The 19,349-nt window shown below is 73.8% G+C and carries 16 protein-coding genes; 6 read left to right on the forward strand and 10 right to left on the reverse strand.

Annotated features, from left to right (window positions below; all coding sequences use genetic code 11):
- Window positions 1-66 precede the first annotated feature (66 nt).
- Together ACIGW4_RS28085 and ACIGW4_RS28090 are read left to right on the forward strand one after the other, a co-directional pair.
- Entirely contained in the window at window positions 67-1,239 is a 1,173-nt protein-coding gene (locus ACIGW4_RS28085) for a trypsin-like serine peptidase (RefSeq protein WP_399583490.1), read from the forward strand.
- Between the two features lie 116 nt (window positions 1,240-1,355).
- Entirely contained in the window at window positions 1,356-2,528 is a 1,173-nt protein-coding gene (locus tag ACIGW4_RS28090) for a trypsin-like serine peptidase (RefSeq protein ID WP_399583493.1), read from the forward strand.
- Window positions 2,529-2,600: 72 nt separating this feature from the next.
- Here ACIGW4_RS28090 and hflX read toward each other — a convergent pair whose 3' ends face one another.
- The 6 genes from hflX to miaA all read right to left on the reverse strand — a co-directional run bounded on the left by hflX (window position 2,601) and on the right by miaA (window position 11,167).
- Complete coding sequence (hflX, locus tag ACIGW4_RS28095; RefSeq protein ID WP_123455755.1) at window positions 2,601-4,094, reverse strand: GTPase HflX; 1,494 nt, start codon at window positions 4,092-4,094, stop codon at window positions 2,601-2,603.
- Between the two features lie 215 nt (window positions 4,095-4,309).
- Window positions 4,310-5,800, reverse strand: coding sequence for a M1 family metallopeptidase (locus ACIGW4_RS28100; RefSeq protein ID WP_399583496.1), 1,491 nt, complete (start codon window positions 5,798-5,800; stop codon window positions 4,310-4,312).
- A gap of 291 nt (window positions 5,801-6,091) precedes the next feature.
- A complete protein-coding gene (locus tag ACIGW4_RS28105; RefSeq protein ID WP_399583499.1) occupies window positions 6,092-8,230 on the reverse strand; it encodes a RelA/SpoT family protein in 2,139 nt (712 codons plus the stop codon).
- Window positions 8,231-8,405: 175 nt separating this feature from the next.
- A complete protein-coding gene (gene dapF, locus ACIGW4_RS28110; protein ID WP_398712257.1) occupies window positions 8,406-9,284 on the reverse strand; it encodes a diaminopimelate epimerase in 879 nt (292 codons plus the stop codon).
- A gap of 323 nt (window positions 9,285-9,607) precedes the next feature.
- The gene (locus ACIGW4_RS28115) at window positions 9,608-10,120 is read right to left on the reverse strand and encodes a hypothetical protein (RefSeq protein ID WP_359588559.1); all 513 of its coding nucleotides are present in this window, start codon (window positions 10,118-10,120) and stop codon (window positions 9,608-9,610) included.
- 108 nt (window positions 10,121-10,228) lie between these two features.
- On the reverse strand, window positions 10,229-11,167 hold the full coding sequence (miaA, locus tag ACIGW4_RS28120; protein WP_399583502.1) for a tRNA (adenosine(37)-N6)-dimethylallyltransferase MiaA: 939 nt from the start codon (window positions 11,165-11,167) through the stop codon (window positions 10,229-10,231).
- Window positions 11,168-11,389: 222 nt separating this feature from the next.
- On the opposite strand from miaA, the gene ACIGW4_RS28125 reads away from it, so the two are divergent.
- Window positions 11,390-11,653, forward strand: coding sequence for an antitoxin (locus ACIGW4_RS28125; RefSeq protein ID WP_123455750.1), 264 nt, complete (start codon window positions 11,390-11,392; stop codon window positions 11,651-11,653).
- A 100-nt stretch (window positions 11,654-11,753) separates the two neighbouring features.
- On the opposite strand, the gene ACIGW4_RS28130 is transcribed toward ACIGW4_RS28125, so the two are convergent.
- The 3 genes from ACIGW4_RS28130 to ACIGW4_RS28140 form a co-directional block, all read right to left on the reverse strand.
- Window positions 11,754-12,482 (reverse strand): class III extradiol dioxygenase subunit B-like domain-containing protein, encoded by a 729-nt coding sequence (locus ACIGW4_RS28130; protein WP_359588551.1) that lies wholly within the window; start codon window positions 12,480-12,482, stop codon window positions 11,754-11,756.
- Window positions 12,483-13,171: 689 nt separating this feature from the next.
- A complete protein-coding gene (gene miaB, locus ACIGW4_RS28135; RefSeq protein WP_123455748.1) occupies window positions 13,172-14,695 on the reverse strand; it encodes a tRNA (N6-isopentenyl adenosine(37)-C2)-methylthiotransferase MiaB in 1,524 nt (507 codons plus the stop codon).
- Window positions 14,696-14,762: 67 nt separating this feature from the next.
- Complete coding sequence (locus tag ACIGW4_RS28140; RefSeq protein WP_399583507.1) at window positions 14,763-15,380, reverse strand: hypothetical protein; 618 nt, start codon at window positions 15,378-15,380, stop codon at window positions 14,763-14,765.
- Window positions 15,381-15,592: 212 nt separating this feature from the next.
- Between ACIGW4_RS28140 and ACIGW4_RS28145 the strand changes: the two genes are divergently transcribed.
- The 3 genes from ACIGW4_RS28145 (at window position 15,593) to ACIGW4_RS28155 (ending at window position 18,203) form a co-directional block, all read left to right on the forward strand.
- On the forward strand, window positions 15,593-16,303 hold the full coding sequence (locus ACIGW4_RS28145) for a DedA family protein (protein ID WP_399583510.1): 711 nt from the start codon (window positions 15,593-15,595) through the stop codon (window positions 16,301-16,303).
- Window positions 16,304-16,404: 101 nt separating this feature from the next.
- Window positions 16,405-17,568 carry a sensor histidine kinase gene (locus tag ACIGW4_RS28150; RefSeq protein ID WP_399583513.1) on the forward strand — a complete coding sequence of 388 codons (1,164 nt, stop codon included), beginning with the start codon at window positions 16,405-16,407 and terminating at the stop codon, window positions 17,566-17,568.
- On the forward strand, window positions 17,559-18,203 hold the full coding sequence (locus tag ACIGW4_RS28155; RefSeq protein ID WP_123455745.1) for a response regulator transcription factor: 645 nt from the start codon (window positions 17,559-17,561) through the stop codon (window positions 18,201-18,203). Before ACIGW4_RS28150 ends, ACIGW4_RS28155 begins: the two co-directional genes overlap by 10 nt.
- A gap of 15 nt (window positions 18,204-18,218) precedes the next feature.
- Here the strand turns inward: ACIGW4_RS28155 and ACIGW4_RS28160 are convergent, their stop codons facing one another.
- The gene (locus ACIGW4_RS28160; RefSeq protein ID WP_123455744.1) at window positions 18,219-19,292 is read right to left on the reverse strand and encodes a CaiB/BaiF CoA-transferase family protein; all 1,074 of its coding nucleotides are present in this window, start codon (window positions 19,290-19,292) and stop codon (window positions 18,219-18,221) included.
- Between the last annotated feature and the right edge of the window lie 57 nt (window positions 19,293-19,349).

A 19,349-nucleotide genomic window follows, 5' to 3' on the forward strand; every position in this document is an offset into this window, starting at 1 on the left:
GGACCCGGCCGCCGTTCGCCCACGCACACATTGCACACGTTGACGTAGTCCCAGGGGGATCACCAGATGCGATCGATTCGTCCGCTGCTGATGGCGGCTTCCGCCGTCGCGGCGCTGACGCTCACCGTCACGGCCTGCGGTCCGAGCGAGGAGAACGCGGGAGACAAGCCCGTCGCGCCCGTGAGCCTGAACCCGGACAAGATCAAGATTCCGGAGGACCTGAAGGACCGCCTGAAGGAACACGGGATCGACCTCGACAAGTGGCGGAACGGCGAGTGGAAGAACTGGGACCGCGACAAGTGGCTGCGTGAGGCCAAGGACTTCGTCAACCCGATCATCGAGGACCTCTGGAACCCGGACCGGATGCGCGAGGCCGAGCGTCCCGACAAGCCGGTCGAGGAGGAGGACATCTCGGGTGACAAGGGCGTCACCGATCCGACGCCGGCGCCGGTGCGGGCGAAGGCCGTGGCGGCGAAGTACCACGACAACGCACCCGAGTCCGGCAAGGTCTTCTTCGACGGCCCCGAGGGCTCGATGGTCTGCTCGGCCACGGTCGTGAAGGACCCCGCGCACCCGGGCAAGTCCAACCTGGTCTGGACGGCCGGGCACTGCGTGCACAAGGGCAAGCAGGGCGGCTGGTACCGCAACATCGCCTTCGTGCCCTCGTACAACGACTCGGCGATGGAGACCTCGGCGCTGGAGAAGGCGACGCGGCAGCAGATCGCCCCGTACGGCGTGTGGTGGGCGGACTGGGTCAAGACCTCCGACCAGTGGATCGCCGAGGGCGCGTCCACCGGCGGTGCCGGTGCTCCCTACGACTTCGCGGTCATCAAGGTGACGCCGGAGAAGGGTTCCTCGGGCAAGTCGCTGGAGGAGACGGTCGGTTCGGCGCTCCCGGTGGAGTTCAACGCCCCCGCCGTGCCGAAGATCGCGAGCATGACGGCGACCGGTTACCCGGCGGCGCCGCCGTTCGACGGCCAGAAGATGTTCCAGTGCCAGGACAAGCCGGGCCGGCTGTCCCTGAAGGCCGAGCAGCCGACGATGTACCGGATCGGCTGCTCGATGACCGGTGGTTCGTCCGGCGGCGGCTGGGTCGCCCAGGGACACGACGGCAAGCCGACGCTGGTGTCGAACACCTCGATCGGCCCGTCGTCGGCCGGTTGGCTCGCGGGTCCGCGCTTCGGTCCCGAGGCCAAGGCCGTCTTCGACGAGGTCAGCAAGAAGTACGCCGGCCAGTAGGCGCGGCGGCACGGAGGCGGGACCACGGGGTCCCGCCTCCACCCGTGTCCGGTCCGACCGGCATACTGTGCACCGCTCATGACACGTCCATGGCAATACCAACGGGGAATACATTCATGCGTTCCGTACGACTCCTACCCGCCGCCCTCGGTCTGGTCACCGCGCTCACGCTGACCGCCACGGCCTGCGGCCCCACCGAGACCCCGGCCGACGGCAAGCCGACCGCCGGGGCGAGCAGCTCCGCACCCGCCGCCGACGGCGGCGACGCCGGCGCCGACCTCACCAAGGACCTCGCCGACAAGCTCAAGAAGCACGGCGTCGACCTGGACAAGTGGAAGCAGGGCGAGTGGAAGAACTGGGACAAGGACACCTGGCTCCGTGAGGCCGAGGACTTCGTCAACCCGGTGATCGAGGGCCTCTGGGACACGCCGCGCATGCAGTCGGCGAAGAGCCCGGACCAGACGATCACCGCGCAGGCCGGCGTCGGCGGCACCGACCCGACGCCCCGGCCGGTCAAGGCGCAGCGCGAGAAGACGCCGTACCACAACTACGCGGCCCCGGTCGGCAAGATCTTCTTCGACGCGCCCGAGGGCCACATGGTCTGCTCCGGCACCATCGTGAAGGACCCGCGCCGCCCCGGGAAGTCGAACCTGGTCTGGACGGCCGGCCACTGCGTCCACGCGGGCAAGAAGGGCGGCTGGTACCGCAACATCGCCTTCGTCCCGGCCTTCAACGACCTGGGCAAGTCCCCCGCCGCGCTGCAGAACGCGCAGCCGCACGAGGTGTACCCGTACGGTCAGTTCTGGGCCGACTGGGCCGTGACCTCGGGCGAGTGGATCAACGCGGGCGGCACCAACCAGGCCTGGCCGTACGACTACGCCGTGCTGCACGTGCAGCCCGAGCGCGGCTCGAAGTCCCTGGAGGAGACCGTCGGCAACGCCCTGCCGGTCGACTTCTCCGCGCCGACGGCCGCGCAGTCCGGCACGATGGGCGCCTGGGGCTACCCGGCGGCGCCGCCGTACAACGGCATGATCATGCACAAGTGCCTCGACCGGCCGACGCGCCTCACCACGGCCCCGGCCACGCCGACGATGTACCGGATCGGGTGCACGATGACCGGTGGTTCCTCGGGCGGCGGCTGGTTCCGCGTGCTGCCGAACGGCAAGACGGCGCTCGTGTCGAACACCTCGATCGGCCCGGCCGGCGGCAACGGCTGGCTCGCCGGACCGCAGCTGGGCAGCAACGCCAAGGCCGTCCACGAGACAGTCAGCAAGAAGTTCGCGCGCTGACACGCCCGGAGCGGCGGAACAGCGGAAGGCGCCGTCCCTCCCGTTCGGGAGGGACGGCGCCTTCGTGCTTCGTCAGTGCGCGGCGGGGACGTACGGCGCGAGGAGCGCCGCCAGTTCCTCGTGCACGCGTGCCTTGAGCAGGGTGCCCTCCGGGGTGTGCTCCTCGGACTCCACCTCGCCCTCGGCGTGCACCCGCGAGACGAGCCCGCCCTGGGTGTACGGCACGAGGACCTCCAGCTCGACCTCCGGGCGCGGCAGCTCGGAGTCGATGAGCGCGAGCAGCTCGTCGATGCCCTGGCCCGAACGGGCCGAGACCACGATGGAGTGCTTCTCCATCCGCAGCAGGCGCTGGAGGACCAGCGGGTCCGCCGCGTCGGCCTTGTTGACGACGACGATCTCCGGCACGTTCACCGCGCCGACGTCGCGGAAGACCTCGCGCACGGCGGCCAGCTGCTCCTCCGGGGCGGGGTGCGAGCCGTCCACCACGTGCAGGATGAGGTCGGACTCGCCGACCTCCTCCATGGTGGAGCGGAACGCCTCGACCAGGTGGTGCGGCAGGTGCCGGACGAAGCCGACAGTGTCGGCCAGGGTGTAGACCCGGCCGGTGGGCGTCTCGGCCCGGCGGACCGTCGGGTCGAGGGTGGCGAACAGGGCGTTCTCCACGAGGACGCCCGCGCCGGTGAGCCGGTTGAGCAGGGAGGACTTGCCGGCGTTGGTGTATCCGGCGATGGCGACCGACGGCACCTTGTTCCGGCGGCGCTCCTGCCGCTTGATGTCGCGGCCGGTCTTCATCTCCGCGATCTCCCGGCGCATCTTCGCCATCTTCTCGCGGATGCGGCGCCGGTCGGTCTCGATCTTGGTCTCACCGGGACCACGGGTGGCCATGCCGCCACCGCCGCCGCCACCCATCTGACGGGAGAGCGACTGACCCCAGCCTCGCAGTCGCGGCAGCATGTACTGCATCTGCGCGAGCGCGACCTGCGCCTTGCCCTCTCGGGACTTGGCGTGCTGGGCGAAGATGTCGAGGATGAGGGCGGTCCGGTCGACCACCTTCACCTTGACGACGTCTTCGAGGGCGATGAGCTGGCCGGGGCTGAGCTCGCCGTCGCAGACGACGGTGTCGGCACCGGTCTCGAGCACGATGTCGCGCAGTTCGCGCGCCTTGCCCGAGCCGATGAAGGTGGCAGGGTCCGGCTTGTCGCGGCGCTGGATCACGCCGTCGAGCACGAGGGCGCCCGCCGTCTCGGCGAGGGCCGCGAGCTCCGCGAGGGAGTTCTCCGCGTCCTGCACCGTCCCGGAGGTCCAGACACCGACCAGCACGACGCGCTCCAGGCGCAGCTGGCGGTACTCGACCTCGGTGACGTCCTCGAGCTCGGTGGAGAGGCCCGCGACACGGCGCAGCGCCGCGCGCTCGGAGCGGTCGAACTGGTCGCCGTCCCGCTCTCCGTCGATCTCGTGGCTCCAGGCGACGTCCTCTTCCATCAGGGCATCGGCCCGAAGGCTCTCGGTACGGCTCGTCTCCGCGAAGCTCTGCTTGTCCTGGGAAGGGGAAGAAGAGGAGGTCATTGGGTCCTTACGTCGATGAGGAGATGTGTGTCTGTGCCGGTCACAACGCCTGCGGGCGCCGGAAGATTCCCGGGCCCGGACGCGTTGGCCGGAGGATCCGGCCGCGTCGCCGACCTGAAGATGGTGTCACGGCCCCGCCGGGCCCGTCACCCGGGTTTCGCAGCGGCCCTCACCCGGGTTTCGTCGCGGTCCTCGCCCGGGTTTCGTCGCGGCCCTCACCTGGATTTCGGTGCGGTCCTCGCGGTCTCGGCGGGGCGGCTGCGCCAGTCCGGGTGGCCGGGCATCGCGGGGGTCTTCGCCTCGTACAGCCAGCCGTGGAAGAAGCCGGTGAGGTCCCGGCCCGCGACCTCGCCGGCCAGCGCGACGAAGTCGGCGGTGGTGGCGGTGCCGTCCCGGTGCTCGGCGACCCAGCGGCGCTCCACGGTCCGGAAGGCCTCGGTGCCGATCGTCTGGCGGAGCGCGTAGAGGACGAGGGCGCTGCCGTCGTAGACGACGGGCCGGAAGAGGCTGATCTTGTGGCCGGGCGAGGGGGGCTCCGGGGCGGCCGGCGGGCCGCCGGCGGCGCGCCAGCCGTCGGAGGCGCCGTAGGCGGCCTTCATGCGCTGCTCCAGGGACTTTCCGGCGGTCTCCTCGGCGTACAGCGCCTCGTACCAGCTGGCGTGTCCCTCGTTGAGCCACAGGTCGGACCAGGCGCGGGGCGAGACGCTGTCGCCGAACCACTGGTGCGCGAGCTCGTGGACCATGACGGCGTCGACGTACCACTCGGGGTAGGCGGGCTGGGTGAAGATGCCGCGCTCGAAGAGCGAGAGGGTCTGGGTCTCCAGCTCGAAGCCGGTGTCCGCGTCGGCGACGAGCACGCCGTACGTCTCGAAGGGGTACGGGCCGACCTGCCGCTCCATCCACTCCAGGTGACCGGGGGTGCGGCGCAGCCAGGGCTCCATGAGCTGCCGGTCTGCGGTGGCCACCACGTCCCGCACGGGCAGCCCGTGGGGGCCCTCGCGGTGGACGACGGTGGAGCGGCCGATGGAGATCTGGGCGAGCTCCGTGGCCATGGGGTGCCGGGTGCGGTACGTCCAGGTGGTGGTGGCGCCGTGGTCGACGCGGCCCGCGGGGAGCCCGTTGGCGACGACGGTGAGCTCGCTGGGGGCGGTGACCCGGAAGGTGAACCAGGCCTTGTCCGAGGGGTGGTCGTTGGAGGGGAAGACCCGGTGGGCGGCGTCGGCCTGGTTGGCCATGGCGAGGCCGTCGCCGGTACGGACCCAGCCGCCGGTGGAGGCGGGACCGGTGGGGTCGCTGGTGTGGGTGACGGTGATCTCGACCTCCTCGCCCGCGTCGATCGGGGCGACAGGGGTGACGACCAGGTCCTCGCCGCTGGTGGCGTACTCGGCGGGCAGGCCGTCGACGGTGACGGCGGAGACCGTGCCGTGGGTGAAGTCGAGGTTGAGCCGCTCCAGGTCCGCGGTGGCGCGGGCGTCGATCCGGGTGACGGCGGCGAGGGGCTTCGTGTTCACCCCCGGGTAGGTGACGTCGAGCGTGTAGGCGAGGACGTCGTAGCCGGGGTTGCCGAGCTGCGGGAAGAGCGGGTCCCCGATGCCGAGCGGCGCGGGGGCGGGCAGCGCGGCGGCGACGAGTCCGGCCGAGGCGGCGACGAGGACGGCGGAGCGGAGCCACCGCGCGCGGGGCGGGGACGTTCGGACGAGCGGCATGGACCAGGGCCTTTCCGGAGGAATGGCCCTACGGCTACCAGGAGCGCCGCCGCACACCGGGGCGGCGCGCGCGCCGGCCACCCGAAGGGGGTCGTCGGCCGGGCCCGCGAGTGGCGGTCACCCGAAGGAGCGTCGCCGGCCTGGCCGCGGCGGGCACGGGCCGCGCGAGAAGCGCCCCCGACGCCGACCGGCTCCGGGAACGACGCCGGCCTGCCCTCGCTCACGCCGACCGCCCCCGGGAACGACACCGCCCAGCCCCCACCCATGCCGACCGCCCCCCGGAGCGGCGTGTCAGCCCAGCCCGCGCGAGTGGCGGGCGCGGCTGACGTCGTACACGCCGGGGACGTCCCGCATGGCCTTCATGAGGGCGGCGAGGCCGGCCGCGTCGGGGAGCTGGAGGGTGTACGTGTGGCGGACCCGCTGCTCGGTGGGCGGCTCGACGTTCGCCGAGACGACGGCGGCGCCGCAGGCGGCGATGGCCTCGGTGAGGTCGGCGAGCAGTCCGGGCCGTCCGAAGGACTCGGCGACGAGGGTGACCCTGCCCTGGGCGGTGTCGCCCCAGCGGACGGTGACGGGCTCACGGCCGAGGCCTCGCATGGTGTCGACGGCCGAGCAGCGGGCGCGGTGCACGGTGACCGATCCGCCGCGCACCCGGAAGCCGGTGATCTCGTCGGGCGGTACGGGGGTGCAGCAGCCCGCGGGGCGGACGGCGGCGGGCGGCTCGCCGTCGAGGTCGGCGTGGAGCTCGGCGCCGGAGCGGCGGTCGGCGGGGACGCTGACCTGCGGGCGGGGGTCGGTGGGGGCGGGGGGCGCGGCGCTCTCGGGGTGGTCCCGGAGCCAGCCGGTGATCGCGATCCGGGCGGCGGGGGTGCGGGCGTGGTCGAGCCACTCGGGGGACGGTCCGGAGACGGCGTCCTGGGCGAGCAGCAGCTGGACGGTGTCGCCGTCGCCGAGGACGGTGCTCAGCGGGGCGAGGCGGCCGTTGACGCGGGCGCCGAGGCAGGCGTGGGCGGCCTCGCCGTGCTGCGCGTAGGCGGCGTCGACGCAGCTGGCGCCGGCGGGCAGGCTGATCGTGCCGGGGGCGCTGCCGTCGGCGTGGAAGACGGTGATCTCGTCGTCCTCGGCGAGGTCGGCGCGGAGCGAGGTCCAGAAGGTGTCGGGGTCGGGGGCGGACTGCTGCCAGTCGAGGAGGCGGGAGAGCCAGCCGGGGCGGGTGGGGTCGACGCGCTCGCCGTCCTCCGGTCCCTGGAGGGAGCTGTCCGGCTCCTGGCCCACGTGGGGGTTGCCGAGGGCGACGACTCCGGCCTCGGCGACCTTGTGCATCCGGTGGGTCCGGATGAGGACCTCGGCGACGGCGCCGTCGGGGGCCGCGATCGCGGTGTGCAGCGACTGGTAGAGGTTGAACTTGGGGGCGGCGATGAAGTCCTTGAACTCGGAGATCACCGGGGTGAAACAGGTGTGGAGCTCGCCGAGGACCCCGTAGCAGTCGGCGTCCTCGGCGACGAGGACGAGGAGCCGTCCGAAGTCGCAGCCGCGCAGCTCGCCGCGCTTGAGGCGGACGCGGTGGACGGAGACGAAGTGCCGGGGGCGGACGAGGACCTCGGCGCCGATGCCCGCCTCGCGCAGGACGGCGGTGACCTGCTCGGCGACGGCGCCGAGCGCGTCGGCGGCGCCGGGGTTGTCCGCGACGAGCGCGCGGGTGGTCTCGTACTCCTCGGGGTGGAGGATCGCGAAGACCAGGTCCTCCAGCTCGGTCTTGAGGGCCTGGACGCCGAGCCGCTCGGCGAGCGGGATGAGGACGTCCCGGGTGACCTTGGCGATCCTGGCCTGTTTCTCGGGGCGCATCACGCCGAGGGTGCGCATGTTGTGGAGGCGGTCGGCGAGCTTGATCGACATGACCCGGACGTCGCTGCCGGTGGCGACGAGCATCTTGCGGAAGGTCTCGGGTTCGGCGGCGGCGCCGTAGTCGATCTTCTCGACCTTGGTGACGCCGTCGACGAGGTAGGCGACCTCGTCGCCGAACTCGCGCCGCACCTGATCAAGCGTCACCTCGGTGTCCTCGACGGTGTCGTGGAGGAGGGAGGCGGTCAGGGTGGTGGTCTCGGCGCCGAGTTCGGCGAGGATGAGGGTGACCGCGAGCGGGTGGGTGATGTACGGCTCGCCGCTCTTGCGGAACTGGCCGCGGTGCGAGGACTCGGCGAGGGCGTACGCCCGGCCGAGCACCGTCGGGTCGGCCTCGGGGTGGTGGGCCCGGTGCGCCTCCGCCACATGGCCGATGGCGTCGGGCAGCCGGTCGCGGGGCGCCGGGCCCGCGGTGGCGTTCAGCAGGGCGGCGCGGCCGAGGCGGCGCAGGTCGATCCGGGCCCGTCCGCGTCTGCGGACGGTCACGTCGGTGGGGGCGGCCTCGGGGTTGGTGGCCTCTGCGCTCATGGGGCACCTCCGGCAACATCGACCGGCGGTGGGCGGGCCAGGCGTGCCCGGGGGGCCGGTGCTTGATGCTACCGACCCCACCACGTGGCGCAGTCACGCTCTCGCCCAGCGTGAAACGGATCACCCATTCGAGCGATAAATCAGTCGTTGACAGTTTCGATTCCGTAGCGCGCGATCACGTCGCCGAGCCGAGCCACTCCGGATCGATGGTGCCCTCGGCGACGATCACGGCGGGTCCCGTCATGTCGATCCGGCCGTCGGGATGCTCGGTGATGAGGAGGGTTCCGCCGAGCACGTCGACGGTGTACGTGACGGGGGTGCCGCTCTCGGCGGGGTCGACGCCGTCCCGGCGGGCGGTGGCGACGGCGACGGCGCAGGCGCCGGTGCCGCAGGAGCGGGTCTCGGAGGCGCCGCGCTCGTGGACCCGCATGGCGACGTGGCGGGGGCCGCGGTCGGCGACGAACTCGATGTTCACCCCGTCCGGGTAGACCGCGGCGGGCTCGTACGGCGGCTCGTCGTACAGCGTCCCGGCGTGGGCGAGGTCCTCGACGAAGGCGACCGCGTGCGGGTTGCCCATGTTCACGTTGCGGGCGGGCCAGCTGCGGCCGTCGACGGTGACGGTGACCCCGGCCTCGGGGAGCACGGCGCGGCCCATGGCGACGGTGACGGAGCCGTCCTTGTCCAGGTGGACGTGCTTGACGCCGCCGCGGGTGGCGACCGCGACCTCGCCCGCGGTGACGTGCCCCGCGTGCTCCAGGTAGCGGGCGAAGACCCGGACGCCGTTCCCGCACATCTCGGCGACGGAGCCGTCGGCGTTGCGGTAGTCCATGAACCACTCGGCCTCGTCGGCCAGGTGGCGGGCGTCGGGGTGGGCGGCGCTGCGCACGACGTGCAGCAGCCCGTCGCCCCCGATGCCGGCCCGCCGGTCGCAGAGGCGCGCCACGACGGCGGGGGGAAGGTCGACGGCGTTCTCCGCGTCGGGGACGATCACGAAGTCGTTCTCGGTGCCGTGGCCCTTGAGGAAGGGGATCGGCGAGGTCTGCGTGCTGGTCACGCGATCAACTGTACGGGTCGGGCCCACCACCCGACGGCCCCGTCCACGGACCGGCCCTCCGGGCAGCGGCGCGCCCGGGCTCGCCCGCCCCGGGCCCGCTCCCGCAGGGGACCGGGCCGGGGCGCGGAGGAGACGGGGGCGTGTTGTGCGGAGGAGACGGGGGCGTGTTGTGCGGAGGGGACGGGGGCGTGTTGTGAAGGGGGCGCGTCGGGGCGGGCTGCCGCGGGACGAGGCCCCGTTCCGTGCGGGCTCGTACGAGAGAGATCCCGTCTCGGGCGGGCTCGTACGAGAGAGGCCCCGTTCCGTGCGGGTCCGCTGCGGATTCAGCGGAGGCGGGCCACGCGCCAGACCGCGAGGGCGACCAGGGCCGCGATCGTCGACACGTACAGGGCGAGGACGCGCCAGTCCGGGCGCTCGCCCGAGCCGCGCTGCGGAAGCCCCGGCCAGGTGTAGCCGACCTTGCGGGCGGCCATCATGCCCCAGCCCGCCGCGCAGGAGCTGATCAGCAGTCCGAGCATGGCGACGACGGCGCCGCCGTCGCCCGAACCGAAGGCGAGCGGGAAGGCGAACATCAGCGAGCCGACGGCGGCCAGGCCGACGATGGGGGCGAGCTGCCAGATCCGCAGCCTGCGCTGGGGGCGCAGCTCGACCTCGACCTCGTCGGCGTCGACCTCGACGGCGGTGCCCACGGCGTCGTCGGGCCCGTCCGGGGTCAGCCCCGGGGTCCCGACGGGAGCGTCGTCCGTCGGATGGCCCGGCATGTCGCCCGACGGATCCGCCGTCGGGTCACCCAGGGCCGCCTCGTGCTGTTCTCTGTCGCGAGGGCCGGCCTCCATCGCCACGCGCCCTCCCCACTCGGACTCCACTTGGTCGATCGATGCTCGATGATGGCACGCTCATGACCGCCGAAATGACGGGCAGTGCGTCCCGATGCCATCACGTGATCAGGCTGTAACCGCTCGTTCGACCAACGACAGCGCCTCCCGCGGGAGTTCCCCGCGGTGATCGGCGGCTCCGCTGAGCCAGTGCACCCGCGGGTCGCGGCGGAACCACGAGTCCTGGCGGCGCGCGAAGCGCTTCGTGGCCCGCACGGTCTCCGCGCGCGCCTCGTCCTCGGTGCACTCCCCCGCGAGCGCCGCGAGGACCTGCTGGTAGCCCAGGGCGCGGGCCGCCGTGCGCCCCTCGCGCAGCCCCCGCGCCTCCAGGGCCCGCACCTCGTCGACCAGACCGGCCTCCCACATGCGGTCCACGCGCGTGGCGATCCGCTCGTCGAGCTCGGGGCGGGCCACGTCGACGCCGATCTGGACGGTGTCGTAGACGGAGTCGGGGCCCGGCAGGTTGGCGGTGAAGGGCTTGCCGGTGATCTCGATCACCTCCAGGGCCCGGACGATGCGGCGCCCGTTGCTGGGCAGGATCGCGCGGGCCGCCTCGGGGTCCGCCGCGGCGAGCCGGACGTGCAGGACGCCGGAGCCGCGCTCCTCCAGCTCGGCCTCCAGGCGGGCCCGGACGGCGGGATCGGTGCCGGGGAACTCGAGGGCGTCGACGGCCCCCCGTACGTACAGCCCGGAACCGCCGACGAGGACCGGGGTGCGGTCGGCGGCGAGCAGCCGGTCGATCTCGGCTCGCGCGAGGCGCTGGTACTCGGCGACGCTGGCGGCCTCGGTCACGTCCCAGATGTCGAGGAGGTGGTGCGGGATGCCGCCGCGCTCCTCCGGCGTCAGCTTGGCGGTGCCGATGTCCATCCCCCGGTAGAGCTGCATCGAGTCGGCGTTGACGACCTCGCCGCCGAGCTGCTGGGCCAGGAATACACCCAGATCGGACTTTCCGGCTGCCGTGGGGCCGACGACGGCGATGACCCGCGGGGCGGGAGCTGCGCTTCTCACCGTCCCAGTCTCGCAAACCTCCCGGCCCGGGCGGGGCTCCGGCCGTGGATCGCCCGGGATCCCGGCCGCCGAGCACCGCGGCGCCCCTTCCGCCCGAGTACTCTGTGGGTGGGTATGAGCGTTTCTGTAATCTTTCGCCGGAAGAAGCAGGACGAAGAAGCAGGACGCGGAAGGCACTACACGGAACACGGACCCCACGGGTCCGCGGAGGGAAGGTGCTCCATGGGTCTCATGGATTCGCTGAAGGCCAAGCTCGCCCCGGCCAAGGACAAGGTGGCCGACCTCGCGCAGCAGCACGGCGAGAAGATCGACCACGGCCTGGACAAGGCCGCGAAGCTGGTCGACGAGAAGACCAAGGGCAAGTACAGCGACAAGATCCACACCGGTACGGACAAGGCGAAGGGCGCCATCGACCGGATCGGTCACAAGGACGACGGCACGGCCGGGAGCGGTGGGGCGACGACGACGCCGCCGCCGACCGTCTGACGGCCGCGTCGTCCGGCAGTCCCTCCGCACGGCGGACGGCCGCGGAGCATCGCGCTCCGCGGCCGTCCGCCGTCCTCGTTCTTCCTTGCCGTCCCGTCCCTCAGGACCAGGCCGCGACGAAGTACCCCACGCCGTACGGGGCGTCCTCGAAGAGCAGCCGGCCGTCGAGCCCGGCGCCCTCCGCCGCACCCGCCAGCACCTGCCAGGGGGCGCGGCCGGCCGCCTTCAGCTCGGACGCGAGCCCGGCGTCCAGCGCGAGCAGCGCCGCCGCGTCGGCCGTCCCCAGCGCCCGGGCCGCCTCCGCGTCGAAACCGGCGGCCCGCTCGTCCAGGTAACCGGGGGCCTTCACCGTCCGGCAGGCACTGCCGTCGCCCAGTACGAGGAGGGCGACGCGTTCGGCGGAGGCGGCGAGCTCCCGGCCGGTCCCGGCGCAGACCTCCGCCGCCGTCGAGGTGGCCACGCCCAGGCCCTCGATCGGCGCGTCGGCCCAGCCGGCGCGGGCCAGGAGCCAGGCGCCGACGGTGAGGGAGGGGGGCAGGGGACGGTCGCCGCCGTGCCGGGGCCGGGGCTGGGGTGATTCCGCGCCGAGGCGTACGGAGAGGTCGACGCCGAAACCGGCGAAGGAGCCCGTCGCGCCGGCCGGGTAGCCGCCGTGCGCGCCCTCGTCGGCGGGGCCGACGACGTACAGCCGGTCGGGGCGGGCGGCGGCGAGCAGCCCGACGGCGTCCGCACACGCCGCGCGCGCGGCGTCCAGCTCGGGGGCGGCGCCGGTCGCGACGTCGGGGACGAGAAGTGGGGGGCTGGGGCAGACGGCTGCGGCGACAAGCATGATCCGCAGCCTACTGGGGTGGGGTGGGGGGTTCGAGGGGGCGGGCGGCTCCGCGCCGGGCCACCACCCACTGCGAGCAGCCACCCATCGGGTCGGTGCCCCCGCCGTCGTGGGCGCGCGCCGGGGCTGCGCCCACACCTCCGTTGCGGGCTGCGCCTGCGGGCGGTGCCCCGCCGTTGTGGGCTGCGCCTGCCGGTGCGGTGCCCCGCCGCCGCCGTTGTGGGCGCCCGCCCGCCGGGGCGGCGCCCCCGCCCACCCCCGTTGTGGGCTGCGCCCGCTGATGTGGTGCCCCCGCCCACCCCGTTGTGGGCAATCGTTCCGCCGGGGCGGAACGGGTGGGCACAACGGAACGGCGCCCCTTGCCGGGCCTAGGCTCCCGCGCCTGAACGGTCACCGCCGGTGCGCCGCACACGGGGTGCGGGTCAAGGCGCGGAACGCGGAGGCGCCGCTGAAGGCGCCGTCCCGTGTGCCCACCCGTCCCGCCCCAGCGGGACGATTGCCCACACGAGCAGGGCGGACCGCCCGCCAGGGCACGGCCCACACGGCGGGTGGGCGGGGAGCACCGCCCCGCAGGGCGCGGGCCCCACACGGGGGTGCGGGAGGGGCAGCGCACAGCAGGGCTGGTGCCCGCGCGGGCGGGGCGCCGCCCCGGAAGGGTGCGGTCCGCGCGGGCGGGGTCGGGCGGAGGGTCAGTGGTTGCCGCAGGCCGGGGTCGCCGGGGTCGGGAGGGGGGCCGGGACGCCGATCTTCGGGAGGCCCAGGAGGACGCCCGTCTGCTTCGGTGCCGCCGTGCGCTTCTCCCAGGCGTCACCCGCGCGCGTGCGCCGCACCGAGGAGACCTCGCCCTCCGCCAGGAGGTGGTGCGGGGCCGCGTACGTGATCTCGACCGTCACCACGTCACCCGGGCGCACCTCCTCGGCCGGCTTCGTGAAGTGGACGAGCCGGTTGTCGGGGGCGCGGCCGGAGAGGCGGTGGGTCTCGCCGTCCTTGCGGCCCTCGCCCTCCGCGACCATGACCTCCAGGGTGCGGCCGACCTGCTTCTTGTTCTCCTCCCAGGAGATCTCCTCCTGGAGGGCGACGAGGCGCTCGTAGCGCGCCTGCACGACCTCCTTCGGGATCTGCCCCTCCATCGTGGCCGCGGGCGTGCCGGGGCGCTTGGAGTACTGGAAGGTGAAGGCGTTCGCGAAGCGGGCCTCGCGGACGGTGTGCATGGTCTGCTCGAAGTCCTCCTCGGTCTCGCCGGGGAAACCCACGATGATGTCGGTGGAGATCGCCGCGTGCGGAATGGCCGCACGGACCTTCTCGAGGATGCCGAGGAAACGCTCCTGCCGGTACGAGCGGCGCATCGCCTTCAGGATCGCGTCCGAACCGGACTGGAGCGGCATGTGCAGCTGCGGCATGACGTTCGGCGTCTCGGCCATGGCCGCGATGACGTCGTCCGTGAAGTCGCGGGGGTGCGGGGAGGTGAAGCGGACGCGCTCCAGGCCCTCGATCTGCCCGCAGGCGCGCAGCAGCTTGCTGAAGGCCTCGCGGTCGCCCAGGTCGGAGCCGTACGCGTTGACGTTCTGGCCGAGCAGGGTGATCTCGGAGACGCCCTCGGCGACCAGCGCCTCGATCTCGGCGAGGATGTCGCCGGGCCGGCGGTCCTCCTCCTTGCCGCGCAGGGCCGGGACGATGCAGAAGGTGCAGGTGTTGTTGCAGCCGACGGAGATCGAGACCCAGGCGGCGTACGCGGACTCGCGGCGGGTCGGCAGCGTGGAGGGGAAGGCCTCCAGCGACTCGGCGATCTCGATCTGCGCCTCCTCCTGGACGCGGGCGCGCTCCAGGAGGACCGGCAGCTTGCCGATGTTGTGGGTGCCGAAGACCACGTCGACCCAGGGGGCCTTCTTGACGATGGTGTCGCGGTCCTTCTGGGCGAGACAGCCGCCGACGGCGATCTGCATGCCGGGGCGCGCGGTCTTCATCGGGGCGAGCCGGCCGAGGTTGCCGTACAGCTTGTTGTCGGCGTTCTCGCGGACCGCGCAGGTGTTGAAGACGACGACGTCGGCGTCGCCGTCCGCGCCCTTGGGGGCGCGGACGTAACCCGCCTCTTCCAGCAGACCGGAGAGCCGCTCGGAGTCGTGGACGTTCATCTGGCACCCGTAGGTGCGGATCTCGTAGGTCTTGGTGCCGTCAACGCTCACTGCGGTGCTCCGGTCGCTGCTGCTCGTCATGGGTCCAAGGGTAGGTGCTCCCAGGAGGTGTCAGGCCCGGGAGCGGCTCCACGGCGGCTCGGGCTCCTCACGGCCGGACCTGTCCGCCGTCCCCGGCCTCGGCCCGCAGGGTTTCCTCCACACGGCGCTCCAGGAGCCGGGCGACGGTCCAGCAGGCGGCCGCGTCCAGGCGCTTGTGCGAGGTGGCCGGACGCGCCTCCACGACGGCGGTCGCCCCCTCCGGCCCGGTCGTGACGCGGATCCGCACGGCGACCGTCGTGTCCGACGGCCCGCGCACCATCAGGTCCAGCTTTCCGTGCCCGAACGCGGTGACCTCGGCCGGCCGCAGCACGGGGTCCCTCTCCACCGCGTACCGCACGCCGTCGGTCAGCTGGAACGCCGTCCTGTCCGTGACGCCGGGCACCCGCACCTCCCGGACGCACGGCAGGGGCACGGCCTCGGGGCCGAGCGCGAGCCCGTGCCGGCGGGCCGTTCGCGCGGCGCTCACCAGGTTGGCCGTGGACAGCACGGCGGCGAAGGCGAGGGCGACCGCCGCTCCCACGGCGAGGGACGGGGGAGCGGCCTCCCGCCACGGCGCGCCGTCGCCCAGGACCAGGGCGGCCGTCATGGCGGCCGCGCACAGCGCGCCCGTGAGCAGCGCGGACGCGGCCAGGCGGCGTACGGCCGCGAGCCAGTAGTCGAGCATCGGATCGTTCCTTCCGCGGATGAAGCCGAACCGTACGACGGCCGGTGTCCGGGAGGCGTGCCGCCCTCTCCCTTTCCCGCCGTCCGCCCCTGCGGTTTTCCGCAGGGTGGCCGGGCGGGAAGCCTCGTACCCGGGGCGCGCCGGGATTTCTAGCGTGAAGGGGCGCCGGGGCGAGGGTCCCGGGAAGTCGCCCGTCACCTTGGAGACCCACCGTGCCGATCACCGCGCTCGTCTCTCGCCCGCCCCTTCCCCTGTCCCTGGCCGGGGAGCCCGCCGACGGATTCGCCGGATGGGCCGCCGGGCTCGTCGACACGATGGGCGGGCCCGGCGCCGGTCTGGCCATCGCGCTGGAGAACCTCTTCCCGCCGCTGCCCAGCGAGGTGATCCTGCCCCTGACCGGCTTCGCCGCCGGGCAGGGCGTGATCGGCCTGGCCTCGGCGCTGTTCTGGACGACGCTCGGTTCGGTGGCCGGGGCGATGGCCCTCTACTGGATCGGCGCGCTCTTCGGGCAGCGGCGGATGCACGCGCTCTGGGCCCGGCTGCCGCTGGTGAAGGTCTCCGACCTGGAGCGCACCGAGCGGTGGTTCGCCCGGCACGGCACGAAGGCCGTGTTCCTGGGGCGCATGGTGCCGATCTTCCGCAGTCTCGTCTCCGTCCCGGCGGGGGTCGAGCGGATGCCGACGCACGTCTTCCTCGCGCTCACGACGCTCGGCAGTCTCGTCTGGAACGGCGTCCTCGTCCTGGCCGGCTACTGGCTCGGGGAGCGCTGGGACCTGGTCGAGGGGTACGTGGGCGTGCTGTCCAAGGCCGTCCTGGTGCTGGTCCTCGTGGCCCTGGCCGCGTTCCTCGCCGTGCGGCTCAAGGGGCGCGGCCGGACCGCCGGGCACGCCAGGGGCCGCGCCCAGCACCGTCGCAGCTCGTGAGCGAGGGGGCCGGAGGGCCGGTGCCCGGGCCGTACGGGCCCGCGTCCCGTCCGTACCGACGATCTTGTACGGGTACGGGGGCGGCACTAGGCTCCGGGAGCGTGCGGGGGGACGAAGGGGGCGGCGCGGGCGGCCGGTTGACGGGGCGGAGCCTCGTCGGTGTCCTGCTCGGCTGTCTCACCGCCCTCCTCGGCGGGCTCTCCTTCCTGGGCGCCGGAGCCGTCCTCGGCCCCTTCCTGCTGTGGACCCGCACCCGTCCCCGCGCGCGGCGGGTGCTGGCCGCCGGGGCGCGGCGGCTCGCGGGGCTGGAGCGGAGCCGCCGCTCGGCCTTCTTCGGCGACCGGTTCCCCGGCCCGTACGAGGTGTCCGACCGGCGGCTCCTGCGCTATCTCGCGGCCCGTGTCGGGACGGGCCTGGTGTCCGGGGTCGTCCTCGGGCTGCTCGGCTTCGGCGCCGTCCTGGCCGTGCTGCTCGTCCGGGGCGTGGTCCGGGGCTCGCTCGACTGGGCGGAACTCCTCGGTCAGCTGCTGCTCGGCAGTGTCCTGCTCTTCCTCGACGTCCAGGGCCTGTACGCGCTGACCGCGCTCGACGCCCGTCTCGCGCGCGCGTGCTTCGGGCCCTCCGAGCGGGAACTGCTGCGGCGGCGCATCGACGAACTCGCCCTCAGCCGGGCCGCCGTGGTCCAGGCCGTGGACACCGAGCGCCGGCGGATCGAGCGCGATCTCCACGACGGCGTCCAGCAGCGGCTCGTGGCCCTGGCCATGCTGCTCGGCCGGGCGCGCCGGGGGCGCGACCCGGAGCAGGCGGACGCCCTGCTGCGGCAGGCGCACCAGGAGGCCCGGGACGTCCTGGCCGAGCTGCGGGACGTGGCCTGGCGGGTGTATCCGGCGGCCCTCGACAGCCTGGGGCTCGAAGAGGCGCTCGGCGGGGTGGCCCAGCGCTGCGCGCTCCCGCTGCGCGTGCGGTTCGAGGCGGGGGACGCGCCGCTGCCCCGGTCGGTGGAGACCGCCGCGTACTTCGTGGTGTCGGAGGCCGTCACGAACGCCGCCAAGCACTCCTCCGCCTCCGCCGTCTCCGTCCGCGTGACGCGCGTCGGACCGCTGCTGACCGTGCGGGTCGAGGACGACGGCCGGGGCGGCGCGGACCCGGCCGGGAGTGGGCTCACCGGGCTGCGCAGCCGGGTCGCCGCGCTCGACGGGACCCTGCGCGTCGACAGCCCCCTCGGGGGACCCACCACTCTTGTCGCGGAGCTGCCGTGCGCGTGATCCTGGCCGAGGACTCGACCCTGCTGCGGGAGGGCCTGGTGCGGCTGCTCGTCGAGGAGGGCCACGAGGTGCTCGCCGCGTTCGGCGACGCGGAGAACCTCGTCGCCGAGGTGGCGGCGCTGCGTCCGGACGTCGTGGTCGCCGACATCCGGATGCCGCCCACCCACACGGACGAGGGGCTGCGGGCCGCCGTGGAGATCCGCGAGCGGCTGCCGGAGACGGGGGTGCTGGTGCTCTCCCAGTACGTCGAGCGCAGCTATGCGGCCCGGCTGCTCGCCGCCGGCGCGGAACGGGTCGGCTACCTCCTGAAGGACCGGGTGGCCCAGGTCGAGGAGTTCCTCGACGCGCTGGACCGGATCCAGGCGGGCGGGGCGGCGATCGACCCGGAGGTGGTGCGCCGGCTCGTCGTGCACAGCGCCCACGCCGATCCCCTGGCCCGGCTCACCCCGCGCGAGCGGGAGGTCCTGGAGGTGCTGGCCCAGGGGTACACGAACGCGGCCATCGCGCGGCAGCTGCACCTCTCGCTGAGCGCGGTGGAGAAGTACCTGGGCGTCGTCTTCGACAAGCTGGAGCTCCACCGGACCGACGGCTACAGCCGGCGGATCCTGGCGGTGCTGCGCTACCTGGAGGCCTGATCGACAAGGCACCCCCTAAGCCCATTCGGCCTGCACCTCGTCGGTGTGCTCGCCCGGGAGCGGGGCGCGGCCCGGGGCTCCGGCCGGGGTGCGGCCGAAGCGGGAGGCGGGGGCCGGCTGGAGGGTGCCGCCGACGTCCACGAAGGCTCCGCGCGCGGCCAGCTGGTGGTGTCCGGCCGCCTCCGCGGCGGTCAGCACCGGCGCCACCCCGGCGTCCACGGCGTCGAAGAGCTTGACCCAGTGCGCGCGGTCCCGGGTCGCGAAGCGGGCGGCGATCAGGGCGCGCAGCTCGGGCCAGGCCGCCGGGTCGGCGCGGTCGGGGAGGGTGCCGTCGTCCGTCAGGTCCAGCTGCTCCAGGAGGTTCTGGTAGAGCCGGGGTTCGATGGCGGCGACGGCGAGGTGCAGGCCGTCGGCGGCGGCGTAGAAGGAGTAGTGCGGGGCGTCGGTGACGGTGTGGTTGCCGGGGACCGCGCGCCACTGGTGGATCAGGGTGGCGATCAGGGCGGCGCCGTCCGCGAGGGCGGTGTCGACGACCTGGCCCCGGCCCGAGCGCTCCCGCTCGTGGAGCGCGGCGAGCAGTCCGTGCACATGGGCGTTGGCGCCCCCGGCGAAGCTGGAGAGGTACGCGGTCGGGGGCGGCACCGGCGCCCCGGTGGCGGGGTCGGTGTCGAGGGCGCCGGTCAGGGCGAGGACCGCGAGGTCGTGGGCGGCGCGTCCGGCCCACTCGCCCTGGCCGCCCCAGCCGCTGAGCCGGCCGTAGACGAGGCGCGGGTTGCGGGCGAGGGCCGTCTCGGGGCCGATGCCGAGGCGGTCGGCGACGCCGGGTCGGAAGCCCTCGACGAGGATGTCGGCGCGGTCGGCGAGGGAGAGCGCCCGTTCGATCCCCTCGGGGCTCTTGAGGTCCAGGGCGACCGAACGGCGGCCGCGGGAGAGCGGGTTCTCCGGGGGCCGTTCGCCCGCGGGGGCCGCGGGCGCCCGGTCGACCCGTACGACGTCGGCGCCGAGACCGGACAGGACGGTGCCGACGAAAGCGGTGGGCGCCGAGCCCGCGAATTCCAGTACGCGCACTCCGGTCAGCGGTCCGGCCATGGCCAACTCCCTTGTATTCGTGGACAGGTGATGCGTCGCACGCTATTCGGGAATGCT

This window comes from Streptomyces sp. NPDC053513, from assembly GCF_044544765.1.
Taxonomy (GTDB): Bacteria; Actinomycetota; Actinomycetes; order Streptomycetales; family Streptomycetaceae; genus Streptomyces; species Streptomyces litmocidini.

What these genes read in the sequence shown, in the direction of transcription:
- ACIGW4_RS28085 (WP_399583490.1), top strand. Translation starts at nt 67, where the DNA reads ATGCGATCGATTCGTCCGCTGCTGATGGCGGCTTCCGCCGTCGCGGCG.
- ACIGW4_RS28090 (WP_399583493.1), top strand. Translation starts at nt 1,356, where the DNA reads ATGCGTTCCGTACGACTCCTACCCGCCGCCCTCGGTCTGGTCACCGCG.
- hflX (WP_123455755.1), bottom strand. Translation starts at nt 4,094, where the DNA reads ATGACCTCCTCTTCTTCCCCTTCCCAGGACAAGCAGAGCTTCGCGGAG.
- ACIGW4_RS28100 (WP_399583496.1), bottom strand. Translation starts at nt 5,800, where the DNA reads ATGCCGCTCGTCCGAACGTCCCCGCCCCGCGCGCGGTGGCTCCGCTCC.
- ACIGW4_RS28105 (WP_399583499.1), bottom strand. Translation starts at nt 8,230, where the DNA reads ATGAGCGCAGAGGCCACCAACCCCGAGGCCGCCCCCACCGACGTGACC.
- ACIGW4_RS28115 (WP_359588559.1), bottom strand. Translation starts at nt 10,120, where the DNA reads ATGGAGGCCGGCCCTCGCGACAGAGAACAGCACGAGGCGGCCCTGGGT.
- ACIGW4_RS28125 (WP_123455750.1), top strand. Translation starts at nt 11,390, where the DNA reads ATGGGTCTCATGGATTCGCTGAAGGCCAAGCTCGCCCCGGCCAAGGAC.
- ACIGW4_RS28130 (WP_359588551.1), bottom strand. Translation starts at nt 12,482, where the DNA reads ATGCTTGTCGCCGCAGCCGTCTGCCCCAGCCCCCCACTTCTCGTCCCC.
- miaB (WP_123455748.1), bottom strand. Translation starts at nt 14,695, where the DNA reads ATGACGAGCAGCAGCGACCGGAGCACCGCAGTGAGCGTTGACGGCACC.
- ACIGW4_RS28140 (WP_399583507.1), bottom strand. Translation starts at nt 15,380, where the DNA reads ATGCTCGACTACTGGCTCGCGGCCGTACGCCGCCTGGCCGCGTCCGCG.
- ACIGW4_RS28160 (WP_123455744.1), bottom strand. Translation starts at nt 19,292, where the DNA reads ATGGCCGGACCGCTGACCGGAGTGCGCGTACTGGAATTCGCGGGCTCG.